Consider the following 13,424-nt stretch of genomic DNA (forward strand, 5'->3'; position numbering starts at 1 on the left):
TTTTCTAACGCTTTCGTGAAGTGAAGCATGCCAAAACGCACAAGGCGACCGAAGTCGCCTTGTCATCGCACTGGACGCGATCAGTAATACGCGTTTTCACGATTGCTGTGGTCGGTCACATCGCGCACGCCCTTGAGTTCCGGAATGCGCTCGAGCAGGGTTTTCTCGATGCCTTCCTTGAGGGTCAGGTCGGCCTGGCCACAGCCCTGGCAACCGCCGCCGAACTGCAGCACGGCAATGCCTTCGTCGACCACGTCGATCAGCGTGACCTGACCGCCGTGGCTGGCCAGACCCGGGTTGATCTCGGTCTGCAGGTAATAGTTGATGCGCTCGTTGAGCGGGCTGTCTTCGTTGACCATCGGCACCTTGGCGTTCGGCGCCTTGATGGTCAGCTGGCCGCCCATGCGATCGGTGGCGTAGTCGACCACGGCGTCTTCGAGAAACGGCTCGCTGACGGCATCGATCCAGGCCGTGAAGCTAGCCAAGCCAATGGCCTGGTCTTCCGGCTTCTGCTCGCCCGGCTTGCAGTAGGCGATGCAGGTTTCCGCGTACTGGGTACCGGGCTGGGTGATGAAGACCCGGATACCGATTCCCGGCGTGTTCTGCTTGCTCAGCAGGTCGGCCAGGTAATCATGGGCGGCATCGGTAATGGTAATGGTGCTCATGGCAACTCCTCACGGTCATGGGCGAAGTGTACGCCAAATGGCCGTCGCGAATAAAGTCCTACCATTTTACTCAGGATAAGGCCTGAAGCTGGTCTTTGCCCGATCGCTCGTTGATCCATGCCTTGGCCTGGACGAAAAAGCGCTTCTCGATCAGCTCGTAACTGCCCCACGACGCCAGGGCGATCAGCGGCACGCAGGCGACGATGACCACATAGGGATTGAGATCCAGGCTGGCCTGCAGGTACCAGCCCAGGGACAGGATGATCACGTGCAGCAGATACACCGAATACGAGCAGTCGCCCATGCGTGCCAGCAGGCGGTTATCCTTGAACCACGGCTCCATGGCGATGCAGGCCGCGACGATCAGGGCGCTCGGCACGCCCCAGTGCAGCAGGCGCATGGTGTTGTCGAAGTGGTAGATGGCCAGCAGCGAACCGGCGATCACCAGCAGCGGCACCCACAGCCCCTGACGGATCCAGCCGCGGCTGTAGACCATACCCAGCAGCACGCCGAACAGGAACTCGTAGACGATGCTGTTGCGGTAGAAGTTGCTCAGCCAGGGCTGGGTCGCCAGGAGGCCGAAGATCATCAGCATCACCGCCACGAACAGTAGGCGCAGGCGCTGCGGAACCACGAACGCCAGGGCGAACAGCAGGTAGAAGAACATCTCGTAATTCAGGGTCCAGCCGACGTTGAGCGTGGGGTAGAGCCCGAAACCCGCCGGGTTTTCCGCAGGAATGAACAGCAGCGAAAGCATCAGGTGCTGCAGATCGAAGGCCTGGGTGGGCATCACCGGGTTGGCGAAGGCGATGATCAGTGCGGCGATCAGCGAGTACAGCCAGTAGGCCGGCACGATGCGCAGGGCGCGGTTGAGCATGAAGCGCCACGGGGTGATGGTCTTGCCCTGGGTGGACAGGTAGATGACCAGGCCGCTGATGACGAAGAAAATATCGACGCCCACCGCGCCCTTGTCTGAAAAAAGATGACCCATGAAACTCTCGGCCTTGAAATCGAAAAACACCTGCATGACATGGTGAAAGACCACTACCCAGGCAGCCAATGCCCGGAGTGCCTGCACTGAAATCAGCATAAAACCGCCACTCTCCCGCTCGTTGAAACCGATACCGGGCAGCCGTCAATAATCGGCTGCCACAGCGTCCGACCGCAGTGGCGACAGAAAGATCGGATGAATTAGCGAAGCGTTGCTCGGGTACGGCTACGCCGCGGCTCTCGCGGCGAGTCGCGAGAGCCGGGTTGCTGGCTACAGGTTCTGGTAGCGGTTCATGTCCAGTACGCCGGCCTCTATCGGCTCGTGCTCGCGGATATGCGCCGTCAGGTCATGGAAGTACTGCCAGAACTGCGGGTGAGTGCGACGAATGCCCCAGCGCTCGACGACCTTCTCGAAAGCGGCCGCATCGCCGGCCTGCTCCATGGCTGCCACGAAGTCCGGCACCTGGGCGGCGGGCATCGAGAACATGAAATTCGGGTAGCTGCTCATTACCTCGGGGTAGACGGTCAGGGTGTCGAGACGCGGCTGGTAGCGCAGCTCTTCGCCAAGCATGAAGGCGACGTTGCTGTGGGCACGGTTGCGCAGCAGGCTGTACACCTCGCGACGACCGTCCCCCTCGACCCGCAGCAGCGTGGTTTCCGGCAGTTGCTCGATCACCTTGAGTTGCGCGGCTGGCTTCGACGCCAGGCGGCTCAACGCCTGTTCGGCCTGACGCAACTCGGCAGGCAGGCCATCGCGATGACAATGCTCGCCGCCACAGCGATTGATCGGATCAGGCCGGGCGTCGAGTGCGACGAAGCGCTGCAGCAGTTGCTCGGCGAACTGGCGCTTTGGATCATCGCTGCCCAGGGCCAGGCCGCTCGGGGTTTTCCGATCCACCGGGTAATAGTCCATCCACGCCTTGAGCTTGCCGCTGTACTGGTACCAGTCACCAAAGATCGCCTTGCGCGAATCGGCCGGCATCAGGCGCAGAAAGTTCTGTTCGGCGCCATTGCGGATCAAGTCGAAGTACAGGCGCGTCTGCGCCTGGTGCGAGACGTTGCCGAACACGTCGAAATTGACCACCAGTTGGTAATAGGTGCGCTCGAGCAGCGGATAGTCCATCCACCAGAGGGTCTGCGGGATCTCGCCCACCAGGCCTTTGCGCACCGAGGCGCTGTCGTGCTGGCGGAAGATCGACAGCAACGCGTTGTCGTTACCCTGCCAGATCTGCGACCACTCCGGCGCCGGAGCCGCGGCGTAGCCTTCGGTACGCAGCGCCTCGTATTCATTGCGCTTGTCACGGTAGCTGCGCCACAGGCCCAGCAGGTCGCCGATCTCGTCGAGCTGGCCCGGCATCGCCAGCAAGGGCGTGGCGGCGCCGCGATAAGCCGGGTCGGTGACGTACAGGTCGTGCTGCGGGTCTTGGAAGAACACCCAGAAGTTGTCGCGGATCACGTCGGTGGCGATCTGCCCACGGCACACCGGCCCGCGGATGAAGGTGCGCACGAAGTACTCGGCGTTATCGAGCATGAACTGGTAACGGGCCTGGGCCGGAATCGCCTCGAACGCCAGAAACGGATTGGAGCGATGCTGCACGCCATAACCTGGCAGCTGACTTACCTGCCAATCGGTACCGAAGAACAGCGCGCGCACGTGCGCAAGCTTGGCGGCACTGAGCGGATAGGTGATGTGGGTCTTGTGGACGATCACCCCCTGGATCGGCATCAGCCGGTAATAGAAGTCCGTACCGGGGTCATCGTTGGGGCGCCGGGTGGCGATGATGTCCACCGGCTGCCCGCTGGGCGTGCGCGAGCGCACCAACTGAAAGAAATGCCCGGCCTCGCCCCCATCGAAATACAGATGGGCGAGAAACAGGTGCTCGTAGAGCCAGCGGCTGACCAGGCCTTGCTCATTGCCCGCGGCATTGAGAAAACGCTCCCAGTCGGCGACCTGGCGGGCTTCGGCCGGGCTGGCCTGCAGCGCTTGCTCGTCCACCGGCGCACCTTGCTGCAGCCAACGCTGTACGGTCTGGTAATCCTGTTCGGTGAGGCCGGTGACGGCGAATGGCATGCCGGCCATGGGGTTCTTGCCAGCGAAGTCGGCGAACTCACCCGGTAACGCACACTGGTTGGCGCGCTCGATGCTGATGTCCAGGTCCCTGGGCAGCTTGCTGTTGGGCGGCAGCGGCGTGGCATGGCCGAGTTCGAGCATACGCGCCATCAGCGCCGCCTGACCGCCCTGCTGTTCCAGCACCGAATGAAAATCCTTGCGGCGCCAGGCCGGCGCACCATGGGCGTCCATGAACAGCCGCGTAGTCGCTTGAGTATGGGTACGCGTGCCGTCGTAAACGGCTGCTTTGCTGGCGCCGCGCTCGACGCCTTCACCACTGCCCAGATTGAGCTGGCATGGTGCGTCGTAGCAAGCGTGGCACGCTACGCAGTTGTGCGTGAAGATCGGCTGGATGTCACGGCTGTAGGAAATCTCTTGGGCCACTGTCAGCGGGCTGATCAGAACGAGACAGAAGGTCAACAACAGCCGGCAGTACATGGCGCAAAATTCCACGAAATTGGCCGCGCATTCTAGCCGTCTCGTCTGTGCTATCGCTATGCCTGCATGGCCGTTCACCTGACCATCAACATGAACATAATTCATGCACAAGTGTGCGGCGCAGAAAAACCGTCAGGGTTTGTTATCATTTGCCGCCTTGTCGTAGCCTCCCGTTCAGAGCCTTTTCCATGCCCTTGTCAGATCGCAGCGCCCGCCTCCAAGCACTTCAGCAAGCCCTCAAGGAACGCATCCTGATCCTCGACGGCGGCATGGGCACCATGATCCAGAGCTACAAGCTCGAAGAAGCCGACTACCGCGGCGAACGCTTCGCCGACTGGCCGAGCGACGTGAAGGGCAACAACGACCTGCTGCTGCTGACCCAGCCGCAGATCATCGCCGCCATCGAAAAAGCTTATCTGGACGCTGGCGCCGACATCCTGGAAACCAACACCTTCAACGCCACCCAGGTGTCCCAGGCTGACTACGACATGGAGTCGATCGTCTTTGAGCTGAACGTCGCCGGCGCGCGCGTGGCCCGTGAAGTGGCCGACGCCAAGACCCTGGAAACCCCGGACCGTCCGCGTTTCGTCGCCGGCGTCCTGGGCCCGACCAGCCGTACCTGCTCGATCTCCCCGGACGTCAACGACCCCGGCTACCGCAATGTCACCTTCGACGAGCTGGTCGAGAACTACACCGAAGCCACCCGCGGCCTCATCGAGGGCGGCGCCGACTTGATCCTGATCGAGACCATCTTCGATACCCTCAACGCCAAGGCGGCGATCTTCGCCGTGCAGCAGGTGTTCGACGAGGACGGCGTTACACTTCCGATCATGATCTCCGGCACCATCACCGACGCCTCCGGCCGCACCCTGTCGGGCCAGACCACCGAAGCGTTCTGGAACTCGGTGGCCCATGCCAAGCCGATTTCCGTGGGCCTGAACTGCGCCCTTGGCGCCGCCGACTTACGCCCGTACCTGGAAGAGCTGTCGAACAAGGCCGGCACCCATGTGTCCGCGCACCCCAATGCCGGCCTGCCCAACGCCTTCGGCGAGTACGACGAAACCCCGGCAGAAATGGCGGCGGTGGTCGAAGAATTCGCCGCCAGCGGCTTTCTCAACATCATCGGCGGCTGCTGCGGTACCACGCCGGGGCACATCCAGGCCATCGCCGAAGCGGTCGCCAAGTACCAGCCGCGCCCGATTCCGGACATTCCCAAGGCCTGTCGCCTGTCGGGCCTGGAGCCATTCACCATCGATCGCCAGTCGCTGTTCGTCAACGTCGGCGAGCGTACCAACATCACCGGCTCGGCCAAGTTCGCCCGGCTGATCCGCGAGGAAAACTACACCGAGGCCCTGGAAGTCGCCCTGCAGCAGGTGGAAGCCGGCGCCCAGGTGATCGACATCAACATGGACGAAGGAATGCTCGACTCCAAGGCGGCCATGGTCAGGTTCCTCAACCTGATCGCCGGCGAGCCGGACATCTCCCGCGTGCCGATCATGATCGACTCCTCCAAGTGGGAAGTGATCGAGGCAGGCCTCAAGTGCATCCAGGGCAAGGGCATCGTCAACTCGATCTCCATGAAGGAAGGCGTCGAACAGTTCAAGCACCACGCCAAGCTGTGCAAGCGCTATGGCGCCGCCGTGGTGGTGATGGCCTTCGACGAGGTCGGCCAGGCCGACACCGCGGCGCGCAAGAAGGAAATCTGCCAGCGCAGCTACGACATCCTGGTCAACGAAGTGGGCTTCCCGCCGGAAGACATCATCTTCGACCCGAACATCTTCGCCGTGGCCACCGGCATCGAGGAACACAACAACTACGCCGTGGACTTCATCGAGGCCTGCGCCTACATCCGTGACCAGCTGCCGTATGCGCTGAGTTCGGGCGGCGTGTCCAACGTGTCCTTCTCGTTCCGCGGCAACAACCCGGTGCGCGAAGCGATTCACTCGGTGTTTCTCTACTACGCGATCCAGAACGGCCTGACCATGGGCATCGTCAACGCCGGCCAGCTGGAGATCTACGACGAGATTCCCAAAGAGCTGCGTGATCGCGTCGAGGATGTAGTGCTCAACCGCACGCCGGGCGGCACCGACGCCCTGCTCGCCATCGCCGACAAGTTCAAGGGTGACGGCGCCGCCAAGGAAGTCGAAAACGAAGAGTGGCGCTCGCTACCGGTCGACAAACGCCTGGAGCACGCGCTGGTCAAGGGCATCACCGCCTTCATCGTCGAAGATACCGAGCAATGCCGCCAGCAATGCGCGCGCCCCATCGAGGTCATCGAAGGCCCACTGATGAGCGGCATGAACATCGTTGGCGACCTGTTCGGCTCGGGCAAGATGTTCCTGCCCCAGGTGGTCAAGTCCGCCCGCGTGATGAAACAGGCGGTTGCGCATCTGATTCCGTTCATCGAGGCGGAGAAAGGAGACAAGCCGGAAGCCAAGGGCAAGATCCTCATGGCCACGGTGAAAGGCGACGTGCACGACATCGGCAAGAACATCGTCGGCGTGGTGCTGGGCTGTAACGGCTATGACATTGTCGATCTGGGCGTGATGGTGCCAGCGGAAAAGATCCTGCAGACCGCCATCGCCGAGAAGTGCGACATCATCGGCCTGTCCGGCCTGATCACCCCGTCGCTGGACGAGATGGTCCACGTCGCCAAGGAAATGCAGCGCCAGGGCTTCAAGCTGCCGTTGATGATCGGCGGCGCGACCACCTCCAAGGCGCACACGGCGGTGAAGATCGACCCGCAGTACCGCAACGACGCCGTGGTCTACGTCACCGACGCTTCGCGCGCCGTGGGCGTGGCCACCCAGCTGCTGTCCAAGGAGCTCAAGCCCGATTTCGTGCAGCGCACCCGCGACGAATACGTGGTGGTGCGCGAGCGTACCTCGGCCCGGGCGACCCGCACCGAGCGCCTGAGCTACGTCAACGCCGTCGCCAACAAGCTGAAATTCGACTGGGCCGGCTATAGCGCTCCGCAACCGAGCTTTACCGGCGCCAAGGTGCTCGACGACATCGACCTCGATGTGCTGGCCGAGTACATCGACTGGACGCCGTTCTTCATCTCCTGGGACCTGGCCGGCAAGTACCCGCGCATCCTCACCGACGAAGTGGTCGGCGAGGCGGCCACCAGCCTGTTCAACGATGCCCAGGTGATCCTGCGCAAGCTGATCGACGAGAAGCTGATCAAGGCTCGCGCCGTGCTCGGATTCTGGCCGGCCAACCAGGTACGTGACGACGATATCGAAGTCTACGGCGATGACGGCCAACCGCTGGCCACCCTGCACCATCTGCGCCAGCAGACCATCAAGCCCGATGGCAAGCCGAACCTGTCGCTGGCCGACTTCGTCGCGCCAAAGGAAAGCGGCGTCACCGACTACGTGGGCGGCTTCATCACCACCGCCGGTATCGGCGCCGAGGAAGTGGCCAAGGCTTATCAGGACAACGGCGACGATTACAACGCGATCATGGTCAAGGCTCTGGCCGACCGTCTCGCCGAGGCGTGCGCGGAGTGGCTGCACGAGCAGGTGCGCAAGCAGTACTGGGGCTATCAGCCGGACGAGCAGCTGAGCAACGAGGAACTGATCAAGGAAGCCTACAAGGGCATCCGCCCTGCCCCAGGCTACCCGGCCTGCCCGGATCACACCGAGAAAGGCACGCTGTTCAAGCTGCTCGACCCGGAGGCCGACTACAACCAGGCCGGCCAGAGCGGCGTGTTCCTCACCGAGCACTACGCCATGTTCCCGGCGGCTGCGGTCAGCGGCTGGTATTTCGCCCACCCGCAGGCGCAGTACTTCGCCGTGGGCAAGGTCGACAAGGATCAGATCGAACGCTACACCGAGCGCAAGGCGCAGGACCTCGCCGTCAGCGAACGCTGGCTGGCGCCCAACCTGGGGTATGACGAATGAGTGAGCAACCCTATCTGCTCGACGGGCTGGAAACCGCCGACATGCTGGTCATCGACGACCTGCATGCCTTCGACTTCCAGCTCGACGACGCGCTGCTCGACCAGGCCGAGGCCGCGGCAGAAGCGGATCAGTCATTCGCCAGCGAAGCCGTGGTGCTGTCCATCGAGGTTCAGGACGGTCGCGACCGCAAGCGCTGGCAGTTCAGCTACAACGCGGTGATGGAGGCCGAATACGAGGCTGGCGACGACAGCTGGTTGATCGACGGCCACCGCCTGACATGCCTGGCAGCGTTCAGTGCTGAAGGTGACTGACCTAGCAACCATCGACACAACAGTTGCCGGCAAATCCGCCTAGCGAAAAGTCAGCTGCGGCAGCGTTATGAAAGGTTCGACGAAGAACGCCTGACGATCTTGATCGAGTGCTTGAGGGTCGGCTTGCGCGTCACGCTGATCGCCTTGCGGGTCACGGTGTCGATGGTGATGTTCCAGAACCCGCTGCTGGGCACGGTGATTTTCGCCGGAAACTTGTCGAACGCGCCGCCATGATAGGTGTGGCGGCCACCATTTTTGAAGCTGCGAAAGTTCGCGTCGTTCATCAGGCGGATATTGCAGGTTTGCGAGCATTCGATGATGACCAGGTCATCCTCGTTGAGGTGCTCGCGCTGGTGGATGTACTTCATCAAGCGCTCCTCGGGGGGTTCAGGGCGCTAGCATGACTCACCAGCCGTCCGACAGCAAAGCCCGCGACCGATCGAGGCCCAGATAACTGGTCAGAATGCGCTGCCAGCTGCCGTCACTACGCATGTCGGCGAAGGCCGCTGTCATCTGCTCGGATAATGTCTGTGCGCCTTCGAGCTTGAGGCTTCCGGCGATATGGCTGCGGGTACCGCTCAACGGCTTGCCGAACACCAGCGGTGGCTCGGCATCCATCTCGCGCCACAGGTACAGGGCGCGCAGATCGATTTCGTACCAGGCCACAACTCGCCCACTGTGCAACAGCTGCGCGGCCTGCTGCGGGTCGGTGACTTCCACGACCCGTTGATCACCAGTGCGGATGCGTTTGATCTCGTCGGCACGCGGCGTGCCGGCCATCACCGCCACAGGGCCGGCCTGCAGGGCATCGCTGAGGGTATCGAACGGCCGATCGAGGCTGGCGAGTACATAGGGGGTAGGCAGCACGTCGAGCAGCCAGACGAATCCGGCTTCGCGCTCGGGGGTGCGCCCCAGGTTGAGCACGATGCCACGAGGGTCGCCCTCCGCTTCGCTCAATACCCGACGCCAGGGCACACTGCGAAACACGCATTGCTGCGCGGTGCGCACGCACAACTCGTGCATCAGCTCACCGAACAAGCCGGCACGCTTGGCGACGCCATCGGCGAATGGCATCTGCCCTTGCCCGACATAGACGTTCAGCGGCTCGCCCTGCGCTGTGGCACCGCCACCCAAAACGCCCGCCAGCATGAGCATGCAGGCGGCGCGACGACCACGGGCCATGACATCATTTATGCGCACGCGCCAATCCCATTCCGATCGCTGAAGCATCAAGACGAGGCGCAGTGTGCATCAGCTCCCGGCAAATGCCTATCAGCCCAATGCCGTATCTAAGAACATCATCACAGCAAATCCGCCCATCAGCCCCAGCGTCGCAGAAGTCTGGTGCCCATTGCGATGCGTCTCGGGGATGATCTCGTGGGACACCACGAACAGCATGGCGCCAGCCGCCAGGCCCAGGCCAATGGGATAGGCCAGCGCATAACTGCTGGACATGCCGACGCCGACCAGCGCTCCCAGCGGCTCCATCAGCCCGCTGGCCGCCGCGATCAGCGCCGCACGCAACGCCGAGATGCCGATGGTGCGCAGCGCCAGGGCAATAGCCAGGCCTTCGGGAATGTCCTGAATGGCGATGGCGGTCGCCAGGGGAATGCCGACCTGCATGTCATCGGCCGCGAAGCCCACACCGATGGCCATGCCTTCGGGCAGATTGTGCAGGGTGATCGCGAACACGAACAACCACACTCGACTCAGCCGGCTGCTGTGCGGCCCCTGGGCACCCGCGCTTTCGTGCTCGTGCGGGGTGAAATGGTCGAGCCCGAGCATCAGCAGCACGCCCAGGCCAAGGCCGAGCACCACGGTCGCCGCGCCGCCCATGCCGCTGCCGGTCAGGTTCTCGGCAGCCTCCAGGCCCGGCAAGATCAGCGAGAAGGAGCTTGCCGCAAGCATCATGCCCGCCGCGAACCCCAGCATGCTGTCCTGGGTTCTGACGCTGATGCTGCCCAGCGCCAGGGCGACGAACGCACCCAGGGTGGTTGCCGCAAACCCCGCCCCGCCGCCATAGAGGGCATGACGAATGCGCTCCGGGTGCCCCTCGTCGAATACGTTGGACAGGCTGCTGGCCAGCAGCCACATCACCACCAGCAGGGCAACTGCCAACCCGGCTGCGACCCAGGGCGATTGACGAACCTGGGACATCCACACCTGCAGCAAGCCATTGCGCTCGGAAAGCGTTTGCATAGAACCTCGTTTATCGACCCTGAAATGAGCGGGCGTAAGCCGGCCGCCTGTTAAGTGCGACAAGCGGACTACGACTGGTGTTTCACCTGGCTGCCGCCCGGCATCGCTACGCCCGAAAAGCAGCGTTAGGCGCCTCGCCGCTGCGGATGATTCTCAGTCCTCAACACCCCGTGAAGACCGTTCGCCACGCCCTTTTGCGACGATGCACCGACACAGTTATGCATGCTTTCTCGCTTAGTACCAAAAGTTCTTTTCTTATATTCAAACATCACTTTTGCGCATAAACCTGAACTGGTATCGTGCCCCGGCTCCGCATAGGAGTGCGCGGCCGTGCGCGCAGATTTGCTGTAACAGGTCATCGAAGCATTGTGAGTGACGGCTTGCCAGGGCCACTCAGCGAACGAACGCGAGTTCGACCGCCGCTGATCCAAGCCGCACTGTCGCGCCGCAATCGCCTTTCATCGATCTGGCAAGCAGCCTGATAACAGGATTCCCATGTACGTATACGACCAGTACGACCAGAAAATCGTCGAGGACCGCGTCAAGCAGTTCCGCGATCAAACCCGCCGTTACCTCAGTGGCGAACTGAGCGGCGAAGAATTCCGTCCGCTGCGGTTGCAGAACGGTCTGTACATCCAGCGTTTCGCGCCGATGCTGCGCATCGCCGTGCCCTACGGCCTGCTGAACAGCACCCAGGTGCGCAAGCTGGCCCAGATCGCCCGTGACTACGACAAGGGCTACGCGCACATCAGTACGCGCCAGAACGTCCAGTTCAACTGGCCCGAGCTGGAAGACGTACCGGAGATTCTCGCCGAACTGGCCACCGTGCAGATGCATGCCATCCAGACCAGCGGCAACTGCATCCGCAACACCACCACAGACCAGTTCGCCGGCGTAGCCAAGGACGAGATCGTCGATCCGCGCCCATGGTGCGAAATCATCCGTCAGTGGTCGACCTTCCACCCCGAATTCAGCCACCTGCCGCGCAAGTTCAAGATTGCCGTCAACGGCGCCGCCAGTGACCGCGCCGCCATCGAAGTGCACGATATCGGCCTGGAAGCGGTGAACAACGCCGCCGGCGAACTGGGCTTTCGCGTCGCCGTCGGTGGCGGTCTGGGTCGTACCCCGATCGTCGGCAGCTTCATCAACGAATTCCTGCCGTGGCAGCATCTGATCAGTTATCTCGACGCCATCCTGCGCGTGTACAACCGCTATGGCCGTCGTGACAACAAATACAAGGCGCGCATCAAGATCCTGGTCAAGGCGCTGACCCCGGAAGTGTTCGCCGAGCGCGTGAACGCCGAGTGGGCGCACCTCAAGGATGGCCCAACCACCCTGACCGAAGCCGAAGTGGCCCGCGTCGCTGCGCATTTCGTCGACCCGGCCTACCAGGCGCTGCAGGATCACGACGTGCAACTCGCCCAGCTGGACGCCGAGCACCCGGGTTTCGCCCGCTGGCGCCAACGCAACACCTTCGCCCACAAGAAGCCGGGTTACGTGGCCGTCACTCTGTCGCTCAAGCCTACCGGCGTGGCCCCGGGCGACGTCACCGACAAGCAGCTCGACGCCATCGCCGACCTGGCCGATCGCTACAGCTTCGGCGAAGTGCGCAACAGCCATAACCAGAACATCATCCTTGCCGACGTCGAGCAGGCGCAGCTGTTCACCCTGTGGGGCGAACTGCGCGACAAGGGTTTCGCCACGCCGAACGTAGGCCTGCTGACCGACATCATCTGCTGCCCGGGCGGCGACTTCTGCTCCCTGGCCAACGCCAAGTCGATTCCGGTGGCCGAGGCCATCCAGCGCCGCTTCGACAACCTGGATTATCTGTTCGACATCGGCGACATCGACCTGAACATTTCCGGTTGCATGAACGCCTGCGGCCACCACCACGTAGGCCACATCGGCATTCTCGGCGTCGACAAGAAAGGCCAGGAGTTCTACCAGGTGTCCCTCGGTGGCAGCGCCGGTCGTGACGCCAGCCTGGCGCAGATCCTCGGCCCGTCCTTCGCCCAGGACGACATGCCGGACGTGATCGACAAGATCGTCAACGTCTACGTCGAGCAACGCACCGAAGAAGAAAGTTTCATCGACACCTTCCGCCGTATCGGTGTCGCCCCGTTCAAGGAGCGCGTATATGCAGCGAATCATTAAGAACGGCCAGATCGTCGACGAAAGCTGGCACCTGCTGCCCAAGGAAACCGCCTTCGAAGAGCTGTCCAACTGCGACGACCTGATCGTGCCGCTGAACCTCTGGCTCGAACATGGCCATGCTTTGAAAGCCCGCGACGGCGGCCTGGGCGTTTGGCTGGACGCCGAGGAAGAGATCGAATCGATCGTCGATTCGCTGGACGCCTTCCAGGTCATCGCCCTGAACTTCCCGGCCTTCACCGACGGCCGTCACTCGTCCTCCGCTTATCTGCTGCGTACCCGCTATGGTTTCAAGGGCGAGCTGCGCGCCATTGGTGACGTGCTGCGTGACCAGCTGTGGGCGCTCAAGCGCTGCGGCTTCGATGCTTTCGCCCTGCGCGAAGACAAGGACGCCGAAGACGCCCTGAAAGCCTTCGAGGAATACTCAGAGGTCTACCAAGCCTCCGCCGACGAGCCTCAACCGCTGTTCAGGCGCCGCGCCTGAGAATGGAAAAACCCGCCTCTCGGCGTAATGCTGTTCACTTAAGCGGAGCAGCCTTACGATCCACTGGATATCGGGTTTTGGAAATCTTCACCGTCCTGGGTCTTCCCGGCCTTGGACGGTGATCCAGAAACATTCCTCCGATACCTCCCCGCAGCTCAGCCAACCTTCTGC

At 62.5% G+C, this 13,424-nt stretch carries 10 protein-coding genes and 1 pseudogene; 4 read left to right on the forward strand and 7 right to left on the reverse strand.

What is annotated here, in order from left to right:
- Positions 1-80: 80 nt before the first annotated feature.
- The 3 genes from nfuA to BVH06_RS13675 form a co-directional block, all read right to left on the reverse strand.
- A complete protein-coding gene (gene nfuA, locus BVH06_RS13665; RefSeq protein ID WP_075930330.1) occupies positions 81-665 on the reverse strand; it encodes a Fe-S biogenesis protein NfuA in 585 nt (194 codons plus the stop codon).
- Between the two features lie 70 nt (positions 666-735).
- Entirely contained in the window at positions 736-1,755 is a 1,020-nt protein-coding gene (locus BVH06_RS13670) for an acyltransferase (protein WP_075934405.1), read from the reverse strand.
- Positions 1,756-1,926: 171 nt separating this feature from the next.
- Positions 1,927-4,203, reverse strand: a complete 2,277-nt coding sequence (locus BVH06_RS13675; RefSeq protein ID WP_075934406.1) for a fatty acid cis/trans isomerase — start codon at positions 4,201-4,203, stop codon at positions 1,927-1,929.
- A gap of 188 nt (positions 4,204-4,391) precedes the next feature.
- On the opposite strand from BVH06_RS13675, the gene metH reads away from it, so the two are divergent.
- The gene (metH, locus tag BVH06_RS13680) at positions 4,392-8,108 is read left to right on the forward strand and encodes a methionine synthase (RefSeq protein WP_168172911.1); all 3,717 of its coding nucleotides are present in this window, start codon (positions 4,392-4,394) and stop codon (positions 8,106-8,108) included.
- A complete protein-coding gene (locus BVH06_RS13685; protein WP_075934407.1) occupies positions 8,105-8,419 on the forward strand; it encodes a DUF5629 family protein in 315 nt (104 codons plus the stop codon). Before metH ends, BVH06_RS13685 begins: the two co-directional genes overlap by 4 nt.
- Before the next feature lie 65 nt (positions 8,420-8,484).
- Here the strand turns inward: BVH06_RS13685 and BVH06_RS13690 are convergent, their stop codons facing one another.
- The 3 genes from BVH06_RS13690 to BVH06_RS13700 all read right to left on the reverse strand — a co-directional run bounded on the left by BVH06_RS13690 (position 8,485) and on the right by BVH06_RS13700 (position 10,618).
- Positions 8,485-8,787, reverse strand: a complete 303-nt coding sequence (locus tag BVH06_RS13690; RefSeq protein WP_075930334.1) for a DUF1883 domain-containing protein — start codon at positions 8,785-8,787, stop codon at positions 8,485-8,487.
- A gap of 37 nt (positions 8,788-8,824) precedes the next feature.
- Positions 8,825-9,619, reverse strand: coding sequence for an ABC transporter substrate-binding protein (locus tag BVH06_RS13695; RefSeq protein ID WP_168172912.1), 795 nt, complete (start codon positions 9,617-9,619; stop codon positions 8,825-8,827).
- Positions 9,620-9,691: 72 nt separating this feature from the next.
- On the reverse strand, positions 9,692-10,618 hold the full coding sequence (locus BVH06_RS13700) for a ZIP family metal transporter (RefSeq protein WP_075934409.1): 927 nt from the start codon (positions 10,616-10,618) through the stop codon (positions 9,692-9,694).
- Positions 10,619-11,113: 495 nt separating this feature from the next.
- On the opposite strand from BVH06_RS13700, the gene BVH06_RS13710 reads away from it, so the two are divergent.
- Both BVH06_RS13710 and BVH06_RS13715 read left to right on the forward strand, forming a co-directional pair.
- Positions 11,114-12,772: a nitrite/sulfite reductase gene (locus BVH06_RS13710; protein WP_075934410.1), complete on the forward strand. Its 1,659-nt coding sequence runs from the start codon at positions 11,114-11,116 to the stop codon at positions 12,770-12,772.
- Positions 12,756-13,253: a DUF934 domain-containing protein gene (locus BVH06_RS13715; protein ID WP_074887588.1), complete on the forward strand. Its 498-nt coding sequence runs from the start codon at positions 12,756-12,758 to the stop codon at positions 13,251-13,253. Before BVH06_RS13710 ends, BVH06_RS13715 begins: the two co-directional genes overlap by 17 nt.
- Positions 13,254-13,287: 34 nt before the next feature.
- Here the strand turns inward: BVH06_RS13715 and BVH06_RS25430 are convergent.
- A pseudogene (locus tag BVH06_RS25430) lies at positions 13,288-13,424 on the reverse strand (IS4 family transposase); the annotation flags it as partial.

The sequence above is a fragment of the Pseudomonas sp. PA27(2017) genome (genome assembly GCF_001945445.1).
GTDB lineage: Bacteria > Pseudomonadota > Gammaproteobacteria > Pseudomonadales > Pseudomonadaceae > Aquipseudomonas.

Coding starts and splice junctions, on each gene's coding strand:
- metH (WP_168172911.1), top strand. CDS start 4,392: ATGCCCTTGTCAGATCGCAGCGCCCGCCTCCAAGCACTTCAGCAAGCC.
- BVH06_RS13710 (WP_075934410.1), top strand. CDS start 11,114: ATGTACGTATACGACCAGTACGACCAGAAAATCGTCGAGGACCGCGTC.
- BVH06_RS13715 (WP_074887588.1), top strand. CDS start 12,756: ATGCAGCGAATCATTAAGAACGGCCAGATCGTCGACGAAAGCTGGCAC.
- BVH06_RS13675 (WP_075934406.1), bottom strand. CDS start 4,203: ATGTACTGCCGGCTGTTGTTGACCTTCTGTCTCGTTCTGATCAGCCCG.
- BVH06_RS13685 (WP_075934407.1), top strand. CDS start 8,105: ATGAGTGAGCAACCCTATCTGCTCGACGGGCTGGAAACCGCCGACATG.
- BVH06_RS13690 (WP_075930334.1), bottom strand. CDS start 8,787: ATGAAGTACATCCACCAGCGCGAGCACCTCAACGAGGATGACCTGGTC.
- nfuA (WP_075930330.1), bottom strand. CDS start 665: ATGAGCACCATTACCATTACCGATGCCGCCCATGATTACCTGGCCGAC.
- BVH06_RS13700 (WP_075934409.1), bottom strand. CDS start 10,618: ATGCAAACGCTTTCCGAGCGCAATGGCTTGCTGCAGGTGTGGATGTCC.
- BVH06_RS13670 (WP_075934405.1), bottom strand. CDS start 1,755: ATGCTGATTTCAGTGCAGGCACTCCGGGCATTGGCTGCCTGGGTAGTG.